The sequence below is a fragment of the Planococcus sp. TJ-302 genome (assembly GCF_058268455.1).
In genome coordinates, this window is the sequence record NZ_JBZDOI010000001.1 from 732,928 (window position 1) to 751,574 (window position 18,647).

The 18,647-nt window shown below is 43.9% G+C and carries 23 protein-coding genes; 3 read left to right on the top strand and 20 right to left on the bottom strand.

The features are described from left to right. Positions 1 to 58: 58 nt before the first annotated feature. Genes AC4EHB_RS03805 through AC4EHB_RS03830 form a run of 6 tightly spaced genes read right to left on the bottom strand, consistent with a single transcriptional unit; the run spans position 59 to position 6,659 of the window. Positions 59 to 1,135 (bottom strand): ABC transporter ATP-binding protein, encoded by a 1,077-nt coding sequence (locus tag AC4EHB_RS03805; RefSeq protein ID WP_490980705.1) that lies wholly within the window; start codon positions 1,133 to 1,135, stop codon positions 59 to 61. Further along, positions 1,132 to 1,968, bottom strand: coding sequence for an ABC transporter permease (locus AC4EHB_RS03810; RefSeq protein WP_490980706.1), 837 nt, complete (start codon positions 1,966 to 1,968; stop codon positions 1,132 to 1,134). The genes AC4EHB_RS03805 and AC4EHB_RS03810 overlap by 4 nt, the downstream gene beginning before the upstream one ends. Continuing rightward, positions 1,968 to 2,852, bottom strand: coding sequence for an ABC transporter permease (locus tag AC4EHB_RS03815; protein ID WP_490980707.1), 885 nt, complete (start codon positions 2,850 to 2,852; stop codon positions 1,968 to 1,970). Before AC4EHB_RS03815 ends, AC4EHB_RS03810 begins: the two co-directional genes overlap by 1 nt. Further along, positions 2,836 to 4,083 carry an ABC transporter substrate-binding protein gene (locus AC4EHB_RS03820; protein WP_490980708.1) on the bottom strand — a complete coding sequence of 416 codons (1,248 nt, stop codon included), beginning with the start codon at positions 4,081 to 4,083 and terminating at the stop codon, positions 2,836 to 2,838. The genes AC4EHB_RS03815 and AC4EHB_RS03820 overlap by 17 nt, the downstream gene beginning before the upstream one ends. Before the next feature lie 33 nt (positions 4,084 to 4,116). Then, positions 4,117 to 4,779 carry a TVP38/TMEM64 family protein gene (locus AC4EHB_RS03825; protein WP_490980709.1) on the bottom strand — a complete coding sequence of 221 codons (663 nt, stop codon included), beginning with the start codon at positions 4,777 to 4,779 and terminating at the stop codon, positions 4,117 to 4,119. Beyond that, complete coding sequence (locus AC4EHB_RS03830) at positions 4,776 to 6,659, bottom strand: FAD-dependent oxidoreductase (protein WP_490980710.1); 1,884 nt, start codon at positions 6,657 to 6,659, stop codon at positions 4,776 to 4,778. The genes AC4EHB_RS03825 and AC4EHB_RS03830 overlap by 4 nt, the downstream gene beginning before the upstream one ends. Positions 6,660 to 6,853: 194 nt before the next feature. Between AC4EHB_RS03830 and AC4EHB_RS03835 the strand changes: the two genes are divergently transcribed. Both AC4EHB_RS03835 and AC4EHB_RS03840 read left to right on the top strand, forming a co-directional pair. Next, positions 6,854 to 7,435, top strand: a complete 582-nt coding sequence (locus AC4EHB_RS03835; protein ID WP_490974271.1) for a CDP-alcohol phosphatidyltransferase family protein — start codon at positions 6,854 to 6,856, stop codon at positions 7,433 to 7,435. A 15-nt stretch (positions 7,436 to 7,450) separates the two neighbouring features. Continuing rightward, complete coding sequence (locus AC4EHB_RS03840; RefSeq protein WP_490980711.1) at positions 7,451 to 8,542, top strand: FAD-dependent oxidoreductase; 1,092 nt, start codon at positions 7,451 to 7,453, stop codon at positions 8,540 to 8,542. A gap of 74 nt (positions 8,543 to 8,616) precedes the next feature. Here the strand turns inward: AC4EHB_RS03840 and AC4EHB_RS03845 are convergent, their stop codons facing one another. From AC4EHB_RS03845 to AC4EHB_RS03910, 14 genes are all read right to left on the bottom strand, one after another. Then, positions 8,617 to 9,411: a phosphotransferase gene (locus tag AC4EHB_RS03845; RefSeq protein WP_490980712.1), complete on the bottom strand. Its 795-nt coding sequence runs from the start codon at positions 9,409 to 9,411 to the stop codon at positions 8,617 to 8,619. 57 nt (positions 9,412 to 9,468) lie between these two features. Further along, positions 9,469 to 9,822, bottom strand: a complete 354-nt coding sequence (locus tag AC4EHB_RS03850; RefSeq protein WP_490974274.1) for a hypothetical protein — start codon at positions 9,820 to 9,822, stop codon at positions 9,469 to 9,471. Between the two features lie 220 nt (positions 9,823 to 10,042). Further along, complete coding sequence (locus tag AC4EHB_RS03855; protein WP_490974275.1) at positions 10,043 to 10,585, bottom strand: dihydrofolate reductase family protein; 543 nt, start codon at positions 10,583 to 10,585, stop codon at positions 10,043 to 10,045. A 336-nt stretch (positions 10,586 to 10,921) separates the two neighbouring features. Next, positions 10,922 to 11,296: a YciI family protein gene (locus AC4EHB_RS03860; protein ID WP_490974276.1), complete on the bottom strand. Its 375-nt coding sequence runs from the start codon at positions 11,294 to 11,296 to the stop codon at positions 10,922 to 10,924. A gap of 126 nt (positions 11,297 to 11,422) precedes the next feature. Beyond that, the gene (locus AC4EHB_RS03865) at positions 11,423 to 11,935 is read right to left on the bottom strand and encodes a DinB family protein (RefSeq protein ID WP_490980713.1); all 513 of its coding nucleotides are present in this window, start codon (positions 11,933 to 11,935) and stop codon (positions 11,423 to 11,425) included. A 159-nt stretch (positions 11,936 to 12,094) separates the two neighbouring features. Further along, entirely contained in the window at positions 12,095 to 13,141 is a 1,047-nt protein-coding gene (locus tag AC4EHB_RS03870) for a hypothetical protein (protein ID WP_490980714.1), read from the bottom strand. Between the two features lie 65 nt (positions 13,142 to 13,206). Continuing rightward, positions 13,207 to 13,668, bottom strand: a complete 462-nt coding sequence (locus AC4EHB_RS03875; protein WP_490980715.1) for an NUDIX hydrolase — start codon at positions 13,666 to 13,668, stop codon at positions 13,207 to 13,209. A 130-nt stretch (positions 13,669 to 13,798) separates the two neighbouring features. Then, positions 13,799 to 14,269: a GNAT family N-acetyltransferase gene (locus AC4EHB_RS03880; RefSeq protein WP_490980716.1), complete on the bottom strand. Its 471-nt coding sequence runs from the start codon at positions 14,267 to 14,269 to the stop codon at positions 13,799 to 13,801. A 134-nt stretch (positions 14,270 to 14,403) separates the two neighbouring features. Then, a complete protein-coding gene (locus AC4EHB_RS03885) occupies positions 14,404 to 15,015 on the bottom strand; it encodes an HAD family hydrolase (protein WP_490980717.1) in 612 nt (203 codons plus the stop codon). Between the two features lie 64 nt (positions 15,016 to 15,079). Then, the gene (locus tag AC4EHB_RS03890) at positions 15,080 to 15,367 is read right to left on the bottom strand and encodes a hypothetical protein (protein WP_490980718.1); all 288 of its coding nucleotides are present in this window, start codon (positions 15,365 to 15,367) and stop codon (positions 15,080 to 15,082) included. A gap of 107 nt (positions 15,368 to 15,474) precedes the next feature. Next, the gene (locus AC4EHB_RS03895; protein WP_490980719.1) at positions 15,475 to 16,086 is read right to left on the bottom strand and encodes a hypothetical protein; all 612 of its coding nucleotides are present in this window, start codon (positions 16,084 to 16,086) and stop codon (positions 15,475 to 15,477) included. 68 nt (positions 16,087 to 16,154) lie between these two features. Then, positions 16,155 to 16,370 carry a hypothetical protein gene (locus tag AC4EHB_RS03900; protein ID WP_490980720.1) on the bottom strand — a complete coding sequence of 72 codons (216 nt, stop codon included), beginning with the start codon at positions 16,368 to 16,370 and terminating at the stop codon, positions 16,155 to 16,157. A 77-nt stretch (positions 16,371 to 16,447) separates the two neighbouring features. Then, entirely contained in the window at positions 16,448 to 17,524 is a 1,077-nt protein-coding gene (locus AC4EHB_RS03905; protein ID WP_490980721.1) for an NAD(P)H-dependent flavin oxidoreductase, read from the bottom strand. Positions 17,525 to 17,540: 16 nt separating this feature from the next. Continuing rightward, positions 17,541 to 17,972: a hypothetical protein gene (locus tag AC4EHB_RS03910; protein WP_490980722.1), complete on the bottom strand. Its 432-nt coding sequence runs from the start codon at positions 17,970 to 17,972 to the stop codon at positions 17,541 to 17,543. A 101-nt stretch (positions 17,973 to 18,073) separates the two neighbouring features. On the opposite strand from AC4EHB_RS03910, the gene AC4EHB_RS03915 reads away from it, so the two are divergent. After that, positions 18,074 to 18,616, top strand: coding sequence for a GNAT family N-acetyltransferase (locus tag AC4EHB_RS03915; protein WP_490980723.1), 543 nt, complete (start codon positions 18,074 to 18,076; stop codon positions 18,614 to 18,616). Positions 18,617 to 18,647: the final 31 nt, after the last annotated feature.

An 18,647-nucleotide genomic window follows, 5' to 3' on the forward strand; every position in this document is an offset into this window, starting at 1 on the left:
TCCATTTGCGGATTTTTCATTCATAAATTTACCGAACTTCACTTCTTCATTAAAGTTCTCATTTTTCCACTATCCATACATCTTTCAAATCCACCATTAATTCAACCCTCTGCCCGGCTGTTGCGTTTTCCATTTCTCGGCTCGATAATGCGCATTCAAAGGGTTGGTTGCCCACTAGCACGTTGCATACATAAAATCCTTGGTTGAATCTCAGCTTCTGGATCACTCCACTGACATGCATCAAGCCCTTTTTCGGTAAAAAGTCGTTAGACGCAAGCTGAAGCGCTTCCGGACGGATAATCATAAAACAAGATCCGGCTATGACGGTGTCATCTAGCGGAAACCCAAAGTTACCGTCGACGGAAGAAAAGCGGCCGTCGCTGACTGTCCCAGGAATGATGTTTTTCAATCCCAAGAACGAAGCGACTGTTGTGCTGGCAGGACGTTCATACAAGTCTCGGGCATGGCCCACTTGCAGCAATTTCCCTTCGCTCATGACGCCGATTCGGTCCGACAAATAAAATGCTTCTTCCCGGTCATGCGTAACGAATAAAACGGTGACGCGGAACTCTTTTTGGATCCGGCTCAGCAGCTCCCTCATTTCTTCCCGCAGGCTCGGGTCCAATGCGCTGAACGGTTCATCCATCAGCAGTACCCGGGGATTGGCAACAAGCGCTCTCGCCAACGCCACGCGCTGCTGTTGGCCGCCGCTCAATTCGTCCGGGAACCGATTGCCATAGCCGCGCAAGCCGACTCTTTCCAGCATCGTTCTGGCTTCATCGAGCCGTTGTTTTTTGCCAACTTTCTGCATCTTTAGACCGAACGCCACATTGTCCTCTACTGACATATGCGGGAACAGCAAGGATTGCTGGAACACCATCGCGAACTTTCTTGCTTCGGACGGGACCGTTGTTAAATCGGTGTCGCCTACCCAGATTTCGCCGCTGTCGGCCTGAAGCAACCCAGCGACTAATTTCAATAGCGTCGTCTTGCCACAGCCGGATGGGCCAAGCAGCGAGAAAAATTCACCTTCGCGGATTGTCAACTGGACGGGCTGAAGAGAAAACGCCGGATCGCCTCTGCGCTCTGTTTGTTTAAATTGTTTTTTAATATTGATGATGCGCAAATCGTTCACAGTTCCACTCCTCTCCGCCGGTCTTTATTCGTTGAGGCTTTTTTGTTTTTATAATAGTTCTTCAATGCTACATCCATCACCAGCAATGTCAAGATGGCCATTCCCGCAAATAGCAGCGAATAAGCGGATGCAATGGCAGGATCTCCCCCGCTGATGAACGGAAACAGCAGGATCGGCAAAGTCACAACCTGGCCCGAGCCGATGAGGAACGTGATCAAATATTGGCTCAAGGAAATTAGGATGCTCAAACTTGCACCCGCTGCGATGCCCGGCAATAAATGCGGCAGCACGACGTGGAAAAAACGTGAACCTGGACCGGCCCCCAGCATACGTGCCTGGTCTTCCCAATCGACCGATAAAGTATTATAGCTGATCATGACCGCACGCACCATATAAGGCAAAGTCGGCGAAAGATGAGCCAGGACAACGCCGAATATCGTCTCTGTCCATCCGAGGTGCAAGAACGTCAAATGGATGCCCATGACGGCAACGAAAGGCGGAATGACAATCGGAGCAAATATGATGGCTTCTGCCAGCCATTTGCCAGTGAATTTATTGCGCGACAAGGCATTGGCGGCCGGTACAGCAAGCAAGATGTTCACCGCAGTGACGATGCCCGCAATCAGCAGACTGACCCCTACTGCCGGCCATGTATCCGAGCTGCTGGCCAGCACATATTCCCAGGCTCGGAAACTGTAGGACTCAGGCAGGACGTTCGGCCATTGCCAGCCAAACGACACGCTCGACAAAAGCAATGGAAGGAATGGAAACCCGATGACAATGAAGGCGATGATGAAGAAAAACAGTTTGATCAAATTAGGGCTTCGCTTCATTAGTCCCACCCCTTTAAGACATTCCAACGCTTGCTGAAGAAATAGACGGCTAGCCCCAGAAGAATCGTCAAAGCAGCCAGGATAATATTGACGGCAAGTGCTTCCGGCCGGTCAGCTAATGTGCCGCTTGTATAGAGCTGATACGAATAAACCGGCAGCATGCTTGGGTAAGTGACACCCAGCAAATACGGCACTTCGAATGCGGAAAATGTAAAGACAAAAACGATAAAAGCCGCGATGGTCCAAGCGGGCAAAATGGCCGGCAGTAAGATTTCGCGGATGAATGGCCAGCTCTTTGCGCCAAAAACCCTGGATACATCGCGCCAGGAGCGGTGGATGCGCGTCAATACCGGATAAATCATCAACGATACAAAAGGAGCCTCTTTCCAGGCATATGCCATGATGATGCCCCAGCCAAACGGATCATTGACCAATACCGGAAAATCTGCGATTCTGTCGATCCATCCGGCAGTGGCCAGAATCTTCGACAAAAAACCGCTTTGCATAAACAGCAAAACGATGATATAGCCGCCGACGAGATGCGGAATCGTCAGCGGCAGCTGGAACAAGCGGTGCCATAATCGTGTAGCCCCCGATTTCGCGGACTCAGTGAACATAAACACGAAAATCGCAATGAAGCCGCCAAGTGTCGCCGCAATCAAGGATGACAAGGCTGCGACTCTCGTGGTCAGGACAAGCGACTCCCAAAAATCGGGTGAGCGAAGCAACCCGGTATATGCAGTAAGTTCTAGCTGGGTTTCCCCGATAGCGGGAAAATACCCCAGACTTTTCAGCAGCCCATCAAAAAGTCCCCCAAAAAACAGGAGGACAATCGTGGCGGTGGCTGGCAGCAGCAAAAGAAATGGCTTAGTCTTTTGCAACATGTTCTATCCACCCTTTTTCGATGATTTCAATGTAATCCGCTGATAATTCCGGTAAGCGATTCGCTTCCAGTTCTTCCAAAGGCAATGTCGCTTTACCCAAATCCACATCGGTCATGGCTTGACGCTGTTCAGGAGATAACTTCTCCAAATCCAGCGCCGATAAATCACCCCAGTTTTCAGGAGACAGTTTAGCGGTCTGGGCTTCTGGCGACAGCAATTCATTGATCGCGACCATGGCCCCTGCCTTATCAGAGGAGTTGAATGGAATCGACAGGAAATGGGTATTGGCAAGCGTTCCCCCGTCCAGCAAGAACGTACGGGTCGATTCAGGGAATCGGCCTTTCAGCACTTCACTGGCGGCAAGCGCTGGGTCGTAGCTCATCGTCATACCAATTTCACCGCTCGCAAACAATTGGTCCTGTTTGGCGAGGCTCTCCGGATAGGTTTTGCCTTCACGCCATAAAAATGGTTCAATTTTGTTCAAGTATTGCCACATCGGTTCGAACCGGGAGTCCAGATCATCGATTTCCGCTGCGGGCTGCTCGTATTGTTCATGCCCGCCTGTCGTTTCATATAAGACGTGGCGGATGAACGCACTGCCCGTAAAGTCAGGAAGCGCCGGGTACGTAAACTGCCCCGGATTTTCTTTGACCCAAAGGGCCAGATCCGCCATTGATTTCGGCGGTTTCGGCGATTTGTTTTCATCGTGCACAAAAACATATTGCGCTTGGCCCCACGGTGCTTCCAAGCCGTCAACCGGCTCCCCGAAATCTTCTGCGATTTCAGGTGCGTCCGCATCGATATAATCCATAAAATTCGGCAATTGTCCGCTGAAATCGCCCCACAGCAGTCCGTTGTCTTTCGCAGCTTTGAAATTTTCGCCGTTGATCCAAATGATGTCCATGCTGCCATCGGCTTTGCCGACCGATTTCTCATCGAGCAATTGATTGATGATATCCTGCGCATCGTTCATCGGCACCCGAGTCAGCTCGACATTGTGTTCTTCTTTCATGCGCGGAGCTACCCATTCATCGAGATAGCGGTTGATGTTGTCGTTGCCGCCCCACATATACATATTGACTTCTTGCCCCGAGGCGGCTTCGGCTACTGCCGGCCAATCGCTCGCCAGCAAGTCTGATGATCCTGTGTCAGAACCGTTTTCTGCTGCCTGCGAGCAAGCCGCTAACGCAAACGTCAGCACCCCTATTGCTAAAAAAGAATATTTCCTCATTGTTCCCACTTCCTAAATCCGTTAATTAACTTCTTATTTGGTGTCGCTCGCCTGTTTTTTGTTCCATCGATTTCGTATGACAATCGGCACCACCGTCAAGATAATGAAGACTGCAGCTGCCAGAATGATGATTTTCGGGTTGCCGCTGACAAAACTGCTGCCCAGAAAATTATAAGCAAAAGTGCCAGGAATGATGCCGATAAAGGTAGCCAATGCAAAAGAGCCAAAACGGACTTTTGCCAGCGCCGCAACATAGCTGATCAAATCAAAATTGATGACCGGAATCAACCGGAACAGCAACACGTAGAAAAAACCGTTATGTTCCATCTGGGATTGGATTTTCCCGGCGTTGCCGGTCCATTTTCCGCGTACCAAACGGGTCCCCAAGATTTTTGCGACATAAAATGACAGCATGGCACCCATTGTTGCACCAATGATGGTGTAAAGAGTGCCCAGCCATGCACCAAACGCCAAGCCTCCGGCTATGGATAAAACCGATGCCGGAAAAAAGATCAGCGGCCTCACTGTGTAAATGATGATGTAGATGATGGGTGCCCAAATGCCAAACGACAGAATCCAGCTGCGTATGCTACTCGCGTCAATTTGAAAAACCGAGCGGCTGAGCCAAATAGCTATGCCGATTGCAAGAGCAAGCAAGAGCCATTTTCCTATTTGACGAACGGTTTCTTTGCTCATGAGTTGCGGGTATGGGTCGAGATGCCGAAGTAACGGTTTCTCATTTTTTCGTACCGTTTGCGGTTGACTCCTGCATCTGAATAGCCGACACGTGAAGCCGAACGGAATTCGATTTGCCGCGCCGCATCGTTAAAGTAAAATTCGATATCGTCCTTGAAATGCATCGTTTTCGATCGCGCAACCGCATAGACGTAATTGTCGTCATCCTGCAAAACCGTGACGCCTTCATAGCCTTTCAACATGCCGATGACATTCTTTTTCGCTTCGCTTTTGCTGCCGTTATATGGCCACGCCGGAACATATTTGTCTCTGTCAAGGGATTGCGATGACACAGCATTCGGCGTCGACGGCATCGGTTTCAAACTGCCATTTTCAACACCCAATTTTGGCTTGATGTTATTTTTGACCGCCATATCGGCAATGCCGATTCCCGCTGCAGCGACAGCGCCGTAAACTGCAATTTTCCCTGCTGGAAGTTCCCCTGCTTTTGCTTGATTAAAAGTTTTCACTAGCGGTTGGTTCAATAAATTATCGACATATACTTTCTTGCCGATTTTAACTAGCACTTCGCTGTAAGTTGGATACGGGTGAATCACACCGGATAATTTGCCCATATTGATGTGCAATGCTTTGATGGTCTGGATTTGGCTGATGATTTCACCGGCGCGGTCACCCAGGATGCTCGCCCCTAGAATAAAGCCTTTTTTATCCAGAATGATTTTTACCTTGCCAATGCTCTCTTTTTTCGTATTGGCACGATCCAAATCAGCGTAATCGTGTTCATAGATGCGGATGGAATCGCCGTATTTTTCACGGGCTTCCTCTTCCGACATTCCTGAACGGCCAAGTTCAGGATCCGTGTATGTACACCACGTGACATGCTCATAATCCATTTTTTTATTGATTGGCAAAATCGCGTTTTGCGTAGCAGTAATGCCCTGTGCATTCGCCATATGCGACAATTGGTAAGGTCCGACGACATCACCGATTGCGTAGACGCCTTTAGCCGTAGTTTCCAAATGATCATCCACTGTGATGCTTTTCGATGTAAACTCCACTCCCGCTTTTTCCAGGCCGTAGCCTTTGACATTCGCTTCTCGCCCTAGCGCAACAAGCAGTCCTTCGCTCGTAACCGTCGTTTCGCTGCCGTCTTTTTCGATTTTCAAATCGATTTGGCTGCCCTTTTGTTCAGCTTTAATAGCAGTGGCACCGGTATGGATCGTAACGCCTTCTTCGATCAAACGCTGCTGGATCATCAACACCAGCTCTTCTTCGTCTTTCGGCAAGATCCGCTCGAATTTTTCCACAAGTGTCACTTTAACGCCGATGCGGTTCAAAGCCTGGCTCAATTCAACACCGATCGCTCCGCCTCCGAGAATCGTCATTGTTTTCGGGAAAGATTTTTGAGTAAAGATGGTTTCATTCGTCAAATACGGCACTTTGTCCAAACCGTCGATTGGCGGAACCATAGGAGAAGTTCCAGTGGAAAGAATGACTTTCTTCGCTTCTATGCGTTCTCCATTCACTTCCACTAAATGCGGTCCGATGAATTTAGCGTAGCCGTTGATAAAATCGATGCCTGACCCTTTCAGCACTTCAGGGGTTTCGCCAGCATATACTTTTTGAATGACGTCCTGGATGTCGTTCAATACAATAGATGTGTCGATTTCCAGGTTCGGGCTGTACTTTTTGGCGTGATGGACTTCTTTAGCGATATTAATCAGTGATTTGCTGGGAATACAGCCTGACCATGTACATTCACCGCCCGGCAAGTTCTTGTCGATCAGTACGACACTTTTCGAGAACCCCGCTCCTGTAAAAGCGGCTGTCAAACCAGCTGCTCCGGCTCCAATTATTGCGATATCATACTTTTTCACCATCTCGACCAATTCCTTTCTATTTCTTGAATTATGTACATCTTACCAAAAAAGATAAAACACTTACCCTTCATAGCTCTCGGGTCCCAGTGAATAACGACAGTTAGCCCTAATTGCTTATACAGAGGGGGATTACGGGTTTAGAATGGAAACATATTATATACTGAAATTATCATGATAATGAAAAGGTGATCTCCATGCTCGATACACATGCACGAAAACATGTTCAACCTACCGTAGGAAAAACAGCTGACTTTCTACTGAAAATGGGTTTCTCTGCCGATGGGATAACCAAAATCGCATTTGCCATTGGCGTATCCTCTGGCCTCTTCATCTATTTGGACCAACCGCTCATCGCCGTATTAGTGCTATGGCTTTCCGGCTATTTGGATGTCGTGGACGGTACCATGGCACGGAAAACCAAACCTTCTTCCTGGGGCACTTTGCTGGATATCAGCTTTGACCGCATCGTTGAAATCAGCGTCATTTTGGGATTGGCGTTCCGCTTTCCGGATTCTATGTGGGCATTATTGCTGCTCAGTGTTTCCATCATCGTCGGCATGACGGTGTTTTTGACGGTCGGGGCTTTGTCCGAAAAAGAAGGCATGAAGTCTTTTTATTATCAAGCCGGCCTGGCTGAACGGACAGAAGGCTTTATACTCTTTACCCTGATGATCGTATTTTCAACATACCTGACCGCCATAACGTTAATTTTTATTGTGGTGCAATTGATCACCATTTTCCAGCGCATGGCTGAAGCGAAGCGGATTCTGAAATAGAAGGAGTAAAAGTTAATGAAGACCCTATTATTAGTGGGCGGTGGACATGCACATTTGCATTGCTTGGAGCAGATGAAAATCGAGCCTCCGGAAAACTTGCGCGTCGTGCTAATCTCCGCTTCGCGCTTTCAATATTATTCGGGGATGTTTTCAGGATATACGGAAGGCGTTTATAGCCTTGACGATATTCGAATCGATCTCGCCAGACTTTGCGAGAAGATCGGCTGCACATTTATCGAAGACGCTATAGTCGCTGTCGATGCACAAGCGAAAACGATGAAGGGTGAAGGATGCGCCGTTTATCGCTATGATCTGGTGTCGTTTGATATCGGCTCGCGCACCGCTATTCCGGAGGTGTTGAAAGACCAGGTATCTTCGATTAAACCCAATTTCCGGTTCCCGGATCAATTGCTGCGGCTGCGGAATTCCGCCCATCCTGTCATTGTCGGTGGCGGAGCAGCTGGAGTGGAACTGGCATTTTCCATCCAAGCCTGGCGAAAACGGCATGCATTTCGTGCCAATGCTGTATTGTTCAGTTCGACCAATCTGCTGTCTGAAGAAAGCGCTTCTGTCTCGATAAAAATCGAAACCATCGCAAAGCAAAAAGCTTTGCCTTTTTTTACTGGCATATTGGTTGATGCGATTGACACCCAGAATATCTTGACCAGTACCGGGCTTTCTTATCCACAATCGGATGTTTTATGGCTGACGGGACCTGAAAGTGATAATGTGTTCAGGAATAGCGGTTTGCCGACGGATGCAGGCGAATATCTGCTCGTCAACAAAGCACTGCAAAGTGTCGGGCACCCTGAAATTTTTGGTGGTGGGGATTGTATCTCGATTGACCGCTACCCGAAGCTCACCAAAAACGGCGTCTATGCTGTGCGGCAAGGCCCTGTCCTTTGGAAAAACCTAAAAAACAGCTTATCCGGCGATAAACTGATTCCGTTCAAACCTCAGAAACATTTCATTTCCATCCTCTCGACTGGAGATGGCGAAGCTTTCCTAACTTACGGCAAGCACTCCTTCCACGGGAAGATCCCTTGGCAGATCAAACAGCACATCGACCGCAAATTTATGAAGCGATATAAAGATCTTTATGAATAAAAATAGAAAAAATTATGCCGATTTCTAAATCAGCATGATTTTTTCTATTGCCTCTCCTTCATTAAAATGCCTTTTCAAGTCCACTCTTTTCCATGCCTGCGAATAAATTCGATTTCGCTTTTATAATGTTCTACATGCCCTTCTGTTACCATCTTCTGAAAAGCCGCATCACCTTCGCTGGCTTTTCTCGTGATTGTTTTGCATAACCCTTCTAATCGCAGCAGCACCATTTCGAGGTAATCTCCTCCTATTTCCTCGCCGTAAGCTTCAAAAAACAGGACAACTCTGCGTTTTATGCGGTCAGCATCTGTGGATGCATCATAATAAACCGGCTCCCCGTCTGTCTGAAGAAGATTATACCTGCTTAACGGAACACACGTATAAAGCGTGTAAGCTATGTCCCAAAGCCTGGGGCCGGGTCCAGCCACATCAAAATCGATTATGCCGACTGGCCTTTTATCGTTGAATAAAATATTATAAATGGCAAAATCGTTGTGGCAAATGACCTCATATTGCGAAGGTGTATTGTCCAACGGCAGCCAGCTGTCGTCAAATGCAAAATCGCTCATTGCATCATGATATAGCCGCAGCATTTTTGCAATATCCTTTAAAGCATCATCCCCCCACATATATTCTTTCACAGGATAGTTCCCTACTTCGCCTTCTATAAACGATAGGATTTCTCTTCCTTTGTCATCAATGCCTAAAAACTTTGGTGCATGGTGAAAGCCCTTGTTTTCCAAATGCTTTAGTAATTTATGAATTTTGGGGCTTTCCGATTTTAGTTCCCGCCGCACGGTTTTGCCCAACAGGTAAACGCCAGAGACATTTCCCCCTGTTAACTTCACTTCTTTTTCAGAGTCAGACATATACATATCCCTCCCTAATTGGATTTACTGCAGGCTAATAAATAAGCTTGAAACCATTTAGCTGAAATTATCGATTTCAAAATTGAACCAACTGATTCCGATTGTTTTCGGAGCCGCACAAACACCTTCAAATTCCACTTGGTTTCCCTCATATGTTCTCGGGCCCATTACATAAAGTTCATTGCCTAAATGGCCGGCAATTTGGAGCATTTGAAACACTGCGTCTTCGGGCCGTTCTACGTGCAATGGTGTCGAGCATGTCAACTCAAAATTTGACTTGTCCTTCCAATACCGTTCCAAAGAAATAATCCTGATTTCTCCTAATTCGTTTGATAATTTCGCTGCAATTTTTTGTGCTTTTTCTTTGGTCTTCGCATCGATCATAATACGCCATGTTATGGTTTCGAACATCCAAATTGCTCCTATCGCTTTAAGCTATCTACAGAATTTTGAGATTAGCATTATATTTAATATACATTATGTGGGGATCGGTAAGACGAACGCTTTTGGTATTGACAGAGAATTTTTTAACATGCTCAGACATGTTTCCGAAAAATCATTACCAAAGGGAACCCCGAATAAGGAACACTTTATCAGTGTCCTCGTTCGGGGTTCCGTTTAAAAAAGTAGGCTAAACAACCTTATACCAGATTTCGACTTGCTCATTGGTCTCGATCGTCCGCAGTTTTTCCAATTTAATTTCAAGTTCCTCCAAATGCTCGAACAAGCGAATCCCCCTACCGAGCAGTATGGGCGCGATCGCAATCTGCAATTCATCTACCAAGTTCGCTTTCAATAGCTGCTGGCTTACGTCCGCTCCAAGCACCACTACATTTTTGTCTTTCGCAGCGGCTTTTGCTTGCTGAACAGCACTTTCAACGCCATCGGTAACGAATGTAACCGTTAAGTTATCATTTTCCTTCGGGTGCTTGGCCGGAGGGTGATGCGTCAGCACAAACAATGGAACCTGAAACTCGTAATTATCTGCGTATGCATCCGGATCCTTGCTCATCGCAAAGGTGTTGCGCCCCATCACAACTGCCCCTGTTTGCGCCATCATCGCATTAATTTCTTCGTTCGGTTTAAAACTTGCATAAAGCTTGCCCAAGTCTCCATTCCGGTCGCTAATAAAACCATCAAGCGAAACAACCATTCCCACACACACTTTCGACATGCCATTTCCCTCCTTGCTTAATTGTTTCAAGCCAATTCAGATTAACGTGAAACTTTCCCGAACCAGATGAGTATAATAACCAAGGCGAATACACGCGTGAAAAAGCCAGAACCAATCGAAACGATGTGTTAGATCATGCCATGGAAATGATTGTCCCGCCAGGTGTGATCATCCTATTCGTGATTCTCAGCATTTACTTGCTGCAAGGAAAAGGCGCGATGCTCAGATTGGGCTATAATACGATGTCAAAAGAAGATTAGGCGCAATATGACACTGGGGCGTTATGCCAAGCTACTGGAAAACGAACATTAGGGAATAAAAAACACTTCAAGTTCTCTAAGATTTCATTTCGAAGGTGTGGACAGGCCGAATTTCCAGTTCCCAGCCAAGTTGTTCCCCACTGCTGACCTGTACGGTTGGATGTTGCGAAGCCACTTGGATCGCTTCATCCATATCTTGTGCCTCGATGACAAACACGCTGCCCAAAACTCTCGCAGGCTCGGCTTTCGGGTCCGCATCGATTTCTACCTTCCCATCAATCCGTTTCAAGCTTTTCACTTCTTGAGCAACCCCAAGATCCATCAGCATATGGCCGCTTTTGTATAATTCTTCGAGATAAGGTTGGCATTCCAGCATAATCGCCTCAATTTCCTCTTTTGGTAGAGCGTCCATTTTCTCTTTATCAAAAAAGCCCAGACATTGGTATTTCATTTCAAAAAACCTCCTTCTTGAATTGGATTATCACTTAAACGCATCACTAGAATCTTTATAAATTTCTTCAAACATTAAAATCGAGCTAACTAAATCTTTTAAACACAAAAAACCTGCCATTATTCTTTACTGCCCAGCCTCTTTTAAAATAAGGTTCTCCAACTCACGCTGTTGACGCAGATGATGGCGTGAATGCATTTCGACCAAGTCGTACCATTCCCTTGCATTCAACCAGCCGAATCCTCCATGCTTCACTTTATAATTCGGGTTGACCGCATCCACTTTCGACTCCCAATGGGTTAGTCTTTGAATGACCTCTTCCAACCTGTCCTTCAGCACTTCTTTGCTATCCGAATTATTTGGCGGGGCATTCATTTCATCCGGCAGCCTGATTTTAATAGGCGGAAATCCTCCTTCTCTCATTAACTGCTCACCAAAACGGGTTTTGCCGTGTGCCCGCTCCTCATTTAAAGCTGCACACGATTCCATGTAATCGAGATACTCCTGCGCGACCACAATAACGTGGTCATACATCTGTCCTAGCGACCAGACGCCTTTTTCCGGTATATGCCGAAGTTGCTCAGAAGTATAGTTGTTCAAATCATTTTTGAAATTGATTAGCAACTCTTTGCCATTCATCTAAATCCTCCTTTTTTATAATTTAAATAAAAACTGAAATTTCCGCCATTTAGAACTTCCTTAATTATACCGTTATTTGTCTTTTAAATATGACATTATTTACTAGCACTATTTAACTAAAAAAAGAGCCTTCGCATAAAGGCTCTTTTTTTGATGTATTTAATTGAAGAAATTAGGATTCTCCGTGTATTGCGGAAGAATATAATAAAAAATAAACATAAGAACTGCAAGGATAATTTGGCTAATGATCAGCAAGCCGATAAAAATCAAAAATGCAGTAAACCACCTAAACGAGAAGCGCAGTTTTAAATAGATTGCCATTAATACAATGGAAATGACTTCTGAAATTCCTGCTACAAGCTGGCCATATGCTGTAAAAAAGCCTTTCACAAAAATTAGAATGGCTAAAGCCGAAAAAGCAATGCTGGCAATCAAAATAGTATTCTTGTTAACAGCAAATCGTTGAAAGTTGAATGAGATTTTTTTATAACGGAAAAACAAAAGGACGAGAATACCCAAAACAATTAAAATTCCGATAAAAAACGTGATAATAGGAAAGAAAAACAAAATAGGGAAAGAGCTGGCTATATCGACGTAATGCCCCACACCCCAAGCGTCCATCGAGGGTAATAATTGTGTTTGCAGCTTGGAACGGTCTTTAAATGCAAACGCTTCTGTCTCGACTGTACCGCTTTCATCTACCGTTATGATTTGATAATCCTGATCTTCAATCGGAATATAACCATCCATATTCGGTTTGACGATTTCTCTTGTTGATTGGAGAACAATTGCAAAAGATGCTTTTTCTGTTTTCTTATTTATAATATGCCAATACGAAACGAACGAGCCATATTGATTTAAGCTTTCTGTTTTTAATTCGGAGTTTATCACTTCAATCGGAAAAGATTCGAGTGCTGCAATTTCTTCTCCATCAACTGTAATTTTGATATTGCCGAGTCGAATGGTATTATCGTATTTCCCTGAGAAAGCAGGGCCATCTAAAAATTCATGCGTAGTTTCAATCGTCTTACCAGCAAAGGTCTGTTTGGTCGGAATGCCTTTGTGCATCTCATTTAATTCTTTGATCTCATATGTTCTTTCCATTTCTTTTTCATAAAAATATTCTTTAAAGTTATCATCTTGAAATGAGAAAAAGATAAACAATAAACCAATACTTAAAATGAATACTTTCGTTGCCTTACGCATGTTTCATTGAACTCCTCACTAATAATAGGTAAATTCTAAATCCTGAAAATGAATTGGAAACATCCCTATTTAACAACAGGCAACAGTGTTCCCTTCACCCAATCTAAAATAAATCTCTCTTGAGGGGAATTTAAACGCGGCAAATTGCTGCGTGAAAAAAATCGATGCTCGTGGCTTTCCAGGGCTTCGTGAATCAATTCTCCCGAAAATTCTGTGGTGTGAAAAATAACTTGAACACTAAAAATCTTGTCTCCATTTTGATACTCTGCAAATCCTGCGAGACCAGAGTATAGTCCAAACAAATTCAAGTTCGTTGCAGTTAATCCTGTTTCTTCCCAAGTTTCTCGGATAGCTGCTTCCGTAAAAGTTTCTCCCGGTTCCATGACCCCTCCTGGAATTCCCCATACATCATTGTCTTTACGATGTTGAAGTAAAATCTCGCCGTCTCGTTCAAGGATGATGCCACATCCAACAGTCATCAAAATATTGGAACCAATCAGCTGGCGCATGTCTTGTATGTAATTCATCTTATCCTCCTAAATTAAAGATGGTTTTATAATAGGGCAATCGGATTTAGCAAGGCACAATGCCTTAAAATCCCTTCCATCCGAAAAACTCCAAAGAATAACCATCCTATTTTCACGCTATTTCATCAATCTATATTCTTTTTCCCATCGCTGTTGATTGTGCCAGATAGCCAAGCTTTTCATAAAGTTTTCGGGCATTCGGATTGGTGCTAAAAACATTCAATCCCAAAGAGGTGATGCCAGATTTTCTCATACTTTCTTCTAATTCTTGCAAAACTTCGGTAGCAAATCCTTGATGCCTAAATTCTTCTTTGATCAACATATGATAAATATAAGCTTTATTGCTGTCAGTTTGGATATTGTACCAAATCACTCCAACATCCTTATCTTCTTTGATTGAATATATATGGTATAGATGCTGCCCACTCGTTTCTTGTTTATCAGGCAATAGTTCTCCCATTAGCTTTTCAGATTCGGCATTCGCTTTTTCTATAGAGATCATAAAATTTGCGGATAAGTCATTGGCGTAATCGGGTATTAAATAAGCTAAGTACCGATCGAATTCTGCTTCATCCATTTTCCGCAGCTTTATATTCATCATTCATCTTCCTCCATTTCGTTTAAATCATTTTCGACAAAAAGGTTTCACTCCCTTTGTCTACGCAGTTTACGTATATTTCAACAAATGCATTTTTCGTATGAGCTAATCTCTTTTTTGCTTAGTCATTCCTTCTTTTAAAAAACTTTCAACAGGTCTTCGAAGCTCCCCACAGCTTTGTCGTATTCACTTGCTTGCCCAAATCCATACTCCGCATAGATAAAAGGAATGCCCGCAAACTTGGCTGCTATTAAATCACCTTCTGTGTCACCCACATAAACCGGCTGCGACAAACCGTTGCGTTCGATGACCAAGTTGATGTTTTCGCCTTTTGACAGTGAGGTTCTCCCTGGATTTTCATAATCCAAAAAATACTTATCGAGTCTGTGATATTTGTAGAAAACTTCTATATAGCCATCTTGGCAATTGCTCACGATGTACAATTTGTATTTTTGCGAAAGCTCTTCCAACACCTTTTCTGCATTTTCGTAGAGTGCTCCACCGTGTTTTTCTAAAAAGGCAATTTCCAATGACCAACATTTATGTATTAACTGCTCACGGCGTGTCTTGCTTAAAGAAGGAAATAAGCTCTTCCCAACTTCATCGAGCTGCATCCCCATCGTGGCAGCCAATTCTTCCCTCGATAACTCATTCATTTCTTCACTTTTCAACACGCTATTCCACGCACCCAGAACGGTATCAAGGGGATCCCAAATCGTTCCATCCAAATCAAAAATAATACTATCCAAAATAGTTCCTCCTTGCTTGTTTATTATTCTTTACTGCATTTTCTTATGAGCACCTGTCATTTCTTTATTTCACATCCACTTCAGATGCAAGAATATAAGGGAAATCTGAGGAAAGATCCGCGGGCACTACTCGGACTTGCTGTCCCACTTCCAATTCATCAAAAGAACTCACAGCTCCACTGAAATCTGTAATATCAATCAGGAATATTTCCTGGGTTTCCGATTCTGAGCCACTTGAAGATGTCTCCACGATGAAACTTGCTTCTTTCTTTTCGATTACGGTGCCGGCAATATTTCCACAACCTGCCAAAAAAAGCATGAGTATAACTAGTACACAAAGCAATCTATTCACGTTTGCTCACTTCCTTTTCGTAAAGAGTAATACTGCATAAAATTTATGGATTAGGTAGGGAATCAATAGAGTCACGGATAGAACAGGGTAACATCTTACTGTGGCTCTTAGTTGTCAGCTTCTTCTACTAATGTGCCTTTCGGCAAATGGCTTATCAAGCTTTCCCATGTTTTATATCGGAACTCATTCGTATAAAGATTAAATCCATCCCCATCGTACCAAATGCTTATAACCGTAGAAGCTTCTTTTATTTCAAAGAAAGGGTGCACAAAAGGTTTCTCTCGTCCCCATATCGTTTTCCTCGTTGCCAATTTATACGTGCAATTATCCGAGAAGGACAGCGCATAAAAATTATTGGAATTAGCGATCCAAAATGTTTCATCAACTACTAGTTTTAAAGAATGCGCATCTTTTAGCATGATCTTCAAAACTGAGATCGTTTTATTTTTCAAGCCCTCCATTCGGACGGAGTGGGCAATACCATTGTTATCAAGCAATTTTATAAGTTCCGATGAAACATCGCCAAAGGGTTCCATTATAAGAAAGACAGGAAACGAATCTTGCGCACGAACAAAATCAATTAAGACTTCGCGAGTTTTGTCATTGTCCCCGTCTTCAGCTGGTCCGATATACCATTTAACGGCATTTTGAAAGTCGCTGAACATATTTAACTCTTCTACCGACTCGAAATCTTCCTGCGCTATGTCCATTTTTGTCATTAGCCAACCTCCGCTTACCGCTCCAGCATCGCCAAACTGTAAAGTCTGCCTAAGCATTTATTCAATATCTACATTTTGCCTTTCTTTATCCAGCTCTGAATTTGAAAAGTTCCAAAAAGGCTTAAAAGCAATAGGCTAAGCAACACAAAAACCCATATTTCTAACCGGTGTAATTCACGCAAGCCTTGAGAATTAACCATAATAAATACTAAAAGCGCAAAAGACAGGAGATAGCAAAAGACATTTGGAAGGATCCATATGGCTCTTAAACTGTTGTTTTTCATAAGAGTCCTCCTTAAAAAATAGTGAAGGTCTAGCAGATTTCAGCATTGCGCTGCACTTAATGCATGAAAGCTCCTAACTACAAATCCATTTTAGTTCTTTCAACTTCTCCCATAATTGTTTCGACCAATTCTCTGGCAGTCTGATTTTTAGCTAATTCTGGGCTTTGCCCTGACCATAGCGACATATACTCCTGCGTCATTTGGCTTGCGGAAGCCTTTCGTATATCTTGCGTTAAAACATTTTGGATCGGAAAATTCGGCAAGAATTGTTCATGCTCTTTCATTTCCGTGGTAAAGTGGTTTTCAATTCCTCTGGCCCATTTTCCCGAAAAAGAGCGGGTCATTATGGTCTCTTCTCCTGCAGCGTTGAGAATTGCTGCTTTATGGATGTCATTCGCTCCACTTTCTTTGCAAGTCAAAAATGCCGTCCCCATTTGAACCCCTGCCGCTCCTAAACACATTGACGCCATCAAGCCACGTGCATCCATTATTCCGCCAGCTGCAATAACCGGGATGCTCACCTTGTCAACAACTTGCGGAACCAAGGACATCAAGCCGACGAGCTTTTCCTGATTTCCATCCATGAAGCTGCCACGATGCCCACCGGCTTCACTTCCTTGTACCACCACCGCATCCATGCCGGCTTTATCATTTTCAATAGCTTCCTCAACGGTTGTTGCGGTGCCGATTAGGAAAATCTCGTGTTTTTTTAATTCAGCGATGATTTCTTTCGATGGAATCCCAAAAGTAAAAGAACAAACGGGCACTTGCTCTTCAATGACTACCTGGAGATGTTGATCGAATGTTTCTTGCAAATCACGTTCCGATGGAAAATCAAATCTCTCTTTTTGAACAAGCTTCATTTGCTGCCTTATAGGGCTAAGAACATCGATTGCAAATTCAATTTCCTCTTCTACCACATCAAACTTTTCAGGCACGAATAAATTGATGCCAAACGCTTTCTGTGTCTGCTTTTTAATTTCTCTAATCTGTTCCCGGGCTTGACTAGGCTCCAAGTAGCCAGCTCCAATCATGCCGAGCGCGCCTGAATTGGAAACTTCGACTACCAATTGAGTAGTCGTCACACCTCCTGCCATCGGAGCTTGGATGATTGGATGAGTTATTTTCAATAACTTTGTAATTTTCAGATTCATTTTTGTCCCTCCTATATTAAATACTTTTTGGCCAATTGGCATATTTATTGCTGAAGCAAGCTGTCAAATCCGTTTCTGCAGCTATAAGACAAACATCAAAATCCTGCACCTTTAATATCTCAGCATTATTTTTATACAAACTGAAGTTCCATAACATATCTGTTGTTTTATCTGGCGTTTCAAGCATATACTTTTCAATAAATGCTTTGGAAAACTTGGTTAATTCGCCGCTATAGATGTTTGCATTCTCCATAGAACGCCAAGGCTCGCTTTGCAAGTTCGGCAGAAGATAGACTTCTAATTGCCCTGTCATTAAAGGATTTTCATCATCGTACTCACCATCCGGATAAACGACTGAAAAATGATCGGCAAGTTCAAGAGCTTTCTCCAATAGCTCATTCCAGAACGGTTCAGAAGAGATATTTTCGATTACGAAAAACTTCTCCATGATTCACCTTCTTTCCTGATTTAAACGACGCAGGTAAAATATTCATGTCGGCAATCGAAATATGGATTTAAAAAATTAATTTCAAAGAGGAGTAGAACACTATGGAACTTATGGGAAACAAAATATATATTCGCTTTTTCGAAGAACAAGACGCACAGTCCTTACTCGATCTGCATGTGAGAAACCGTGAATTTTTCCAAAAGTATTCACCGATTTTTCAAGAGGAATCATACACACTCGAAGGCATACAGAATTTCATTAGCGAATCCGCCACGCAAAGAGATGCAGACAAAAATTATGCTTTCGGGATATTTTCTAAGCAAACCCACGAGTTAATTGGTGAAATCTCCTTATCTCGAGTTATCCGAGGGCCCCTTCAGAGATGTATGATCGGCTATTCATTGGATAGCCGATTCAATGGCAAAGGCTACACCACAGAAGCTGTTTCACTAGCAGTAGAATTCGCGTTCATCGAATTGAAGCTGCACCGTGTTGAAGCCGGGGTAATGCCAAGCAATACGGGTTCAATGCGAGTTTTAGAAAAAGCGGGCTTCCATAAAGAAGGTATTGAACAAAAAGGCGTAATGATTAATGGTTCATGGGAAGACCATTTTATCTTCGCTGTAATATCAGAGGATAATTGAAGAAGTTAGTTCATACTTATCGAAAAGAAAC

Coding starts and splice junctions, on each gene's coding strand:
- AC4EHB_RS03820 (WP_490980708.1), bottom strand. CDS start 4,083: ATGAGGAAATATTCTTTTTTAGCAATAGGGGTGCTGACGTTTGCGTTA.
- AC4EHB_RS03865 (WP_490980713.1), bottom strand. CDS start 11,935: ATGAATGGCAAAGAGTTGCTAATCAATTTCAAAAATGATTTGAACAAC.
- AC4EHB_RS03835 (WP_490974271.1), top strand. CDS start 6,854: ATGCTCGATACACATGCACGAAAACATGTTCAACCTACCGTAGGAAAA.
- AC4EHB_RS03905 (WP_490980721.1), bottom strand. CDS start 17,524: ATGAATCTGAAAATTACAAAGTTATTGAAAATAACTCATCCAATCATC.
- AC4EHB_RS03855 (WP_490974275.1), bottom strand. CDS start 10,585: ATGTCGAAAGTGTGTGTGGGAATGGTTGTTTCGCTTGATGGTTTTATT.
- AC4EHB_RS03915 (WP_490980723.1), top strand. CDS start 18,074: ATGGAACTTATGGGAAACAAAATATATATTCGCTTTTTCGAAGAACAA.
- AC4EHB_RS03895 (WP_490980719.1), bottom strand. CDS start 16,086: ATGACAAAAATGGACATAGCGCAGGAAGATTTCGAGTCGGTAGAAGAG.
- AC4EHB_RS03900 (WP_490980720.1), bottom strand. CDS start 16,370: ATGAAAAACAACAGTTTAAGAGCCATATGGATCCTTCCAAATGTCTTT.
- AC4EHB_RS03845 (WP_490980712.1), bottom strand. CDS start 9,411: ATGTCTGACTCTGAAAAAGAAGTGAAGTTAACAGGGGGAAATGTCTCT.
- AC4EHB_RS03830 (WP_490980710.1), bottom strand. CDS start 6,659: ATGGTGAAAAAGTATGATATCGCAATAATTGGAGCCGGAGCAGCTGGT.
- AC4EHB_RS03840 (WP_490980711.1), top strand. CDS start 7,451: ATGAAGACCCTATTATTAGTGGGCGGTGGACATGCACATTTGCATTGC.
- AC4EHB_RS03860 (WP_490974276.1), bottom strand. CDS start 11,296: ATGAAATACCAATGTCTGGGCTTTTTTGATAAAGAGAAAATGGACGCT.
- AC4EHB_RS03825 (WP_490980709.1), bottom strand. CDS start 4,779: ATGAGCAAAGAAACCGTTCGTCAAATAGGAAAATGGCTCTTGCTTGCT.
- AC4EHB_RS03910 (WP_490980722.1), bottom strand. CDS start 17,972: ATGGAGAAGTTTTTCGTAATCGAAAATATCTCTTCTGAACCGTTCTGG.
- AC4EHB_RS03850 (WP_490974274.1), bottom strand. CDS start 9,822: ATGTTCGAAACCATAACATGGCGTATTATGATCGATGCGAAGACCAAA.
- AC4EHB_RS03815 (WP_490980707.1), bottom strand. CDS start 2,852: ATGTTGCAAAAGACTAAGCCATTTCTTTTGCTGCTGCCAGCCACCGCC.
- AC4EHB_RS03870 (WP_490980714.1), bottom strand. CDS start 13,141: ATGCGTAAGGCAACGAAAGTATTCATTTTAAGTATTGGTTTATTGTTT.
- AC4EHB_RS03880 (WP_490980716.1), bottom strand. CDS start 14,269: ATGATGAATATAAAGCTGCGGAAAATGGATGAAGCAGAATTCGATCGG.
- AC4EHB_RS03810 (WP_490980706.1), bottom strand. CDS start 1,968: ATGAAGCGAAGCCCTAATTTGATCAAACTGTTTTTCTTCATCATCGCC.
- AC4EHB_RS03875 (WP_490980715.1), bottom strand. CDS start 13,668: ATGAATTACATACAAGACATGCGCCAGCTGATTGGTTCCAATATTTTG.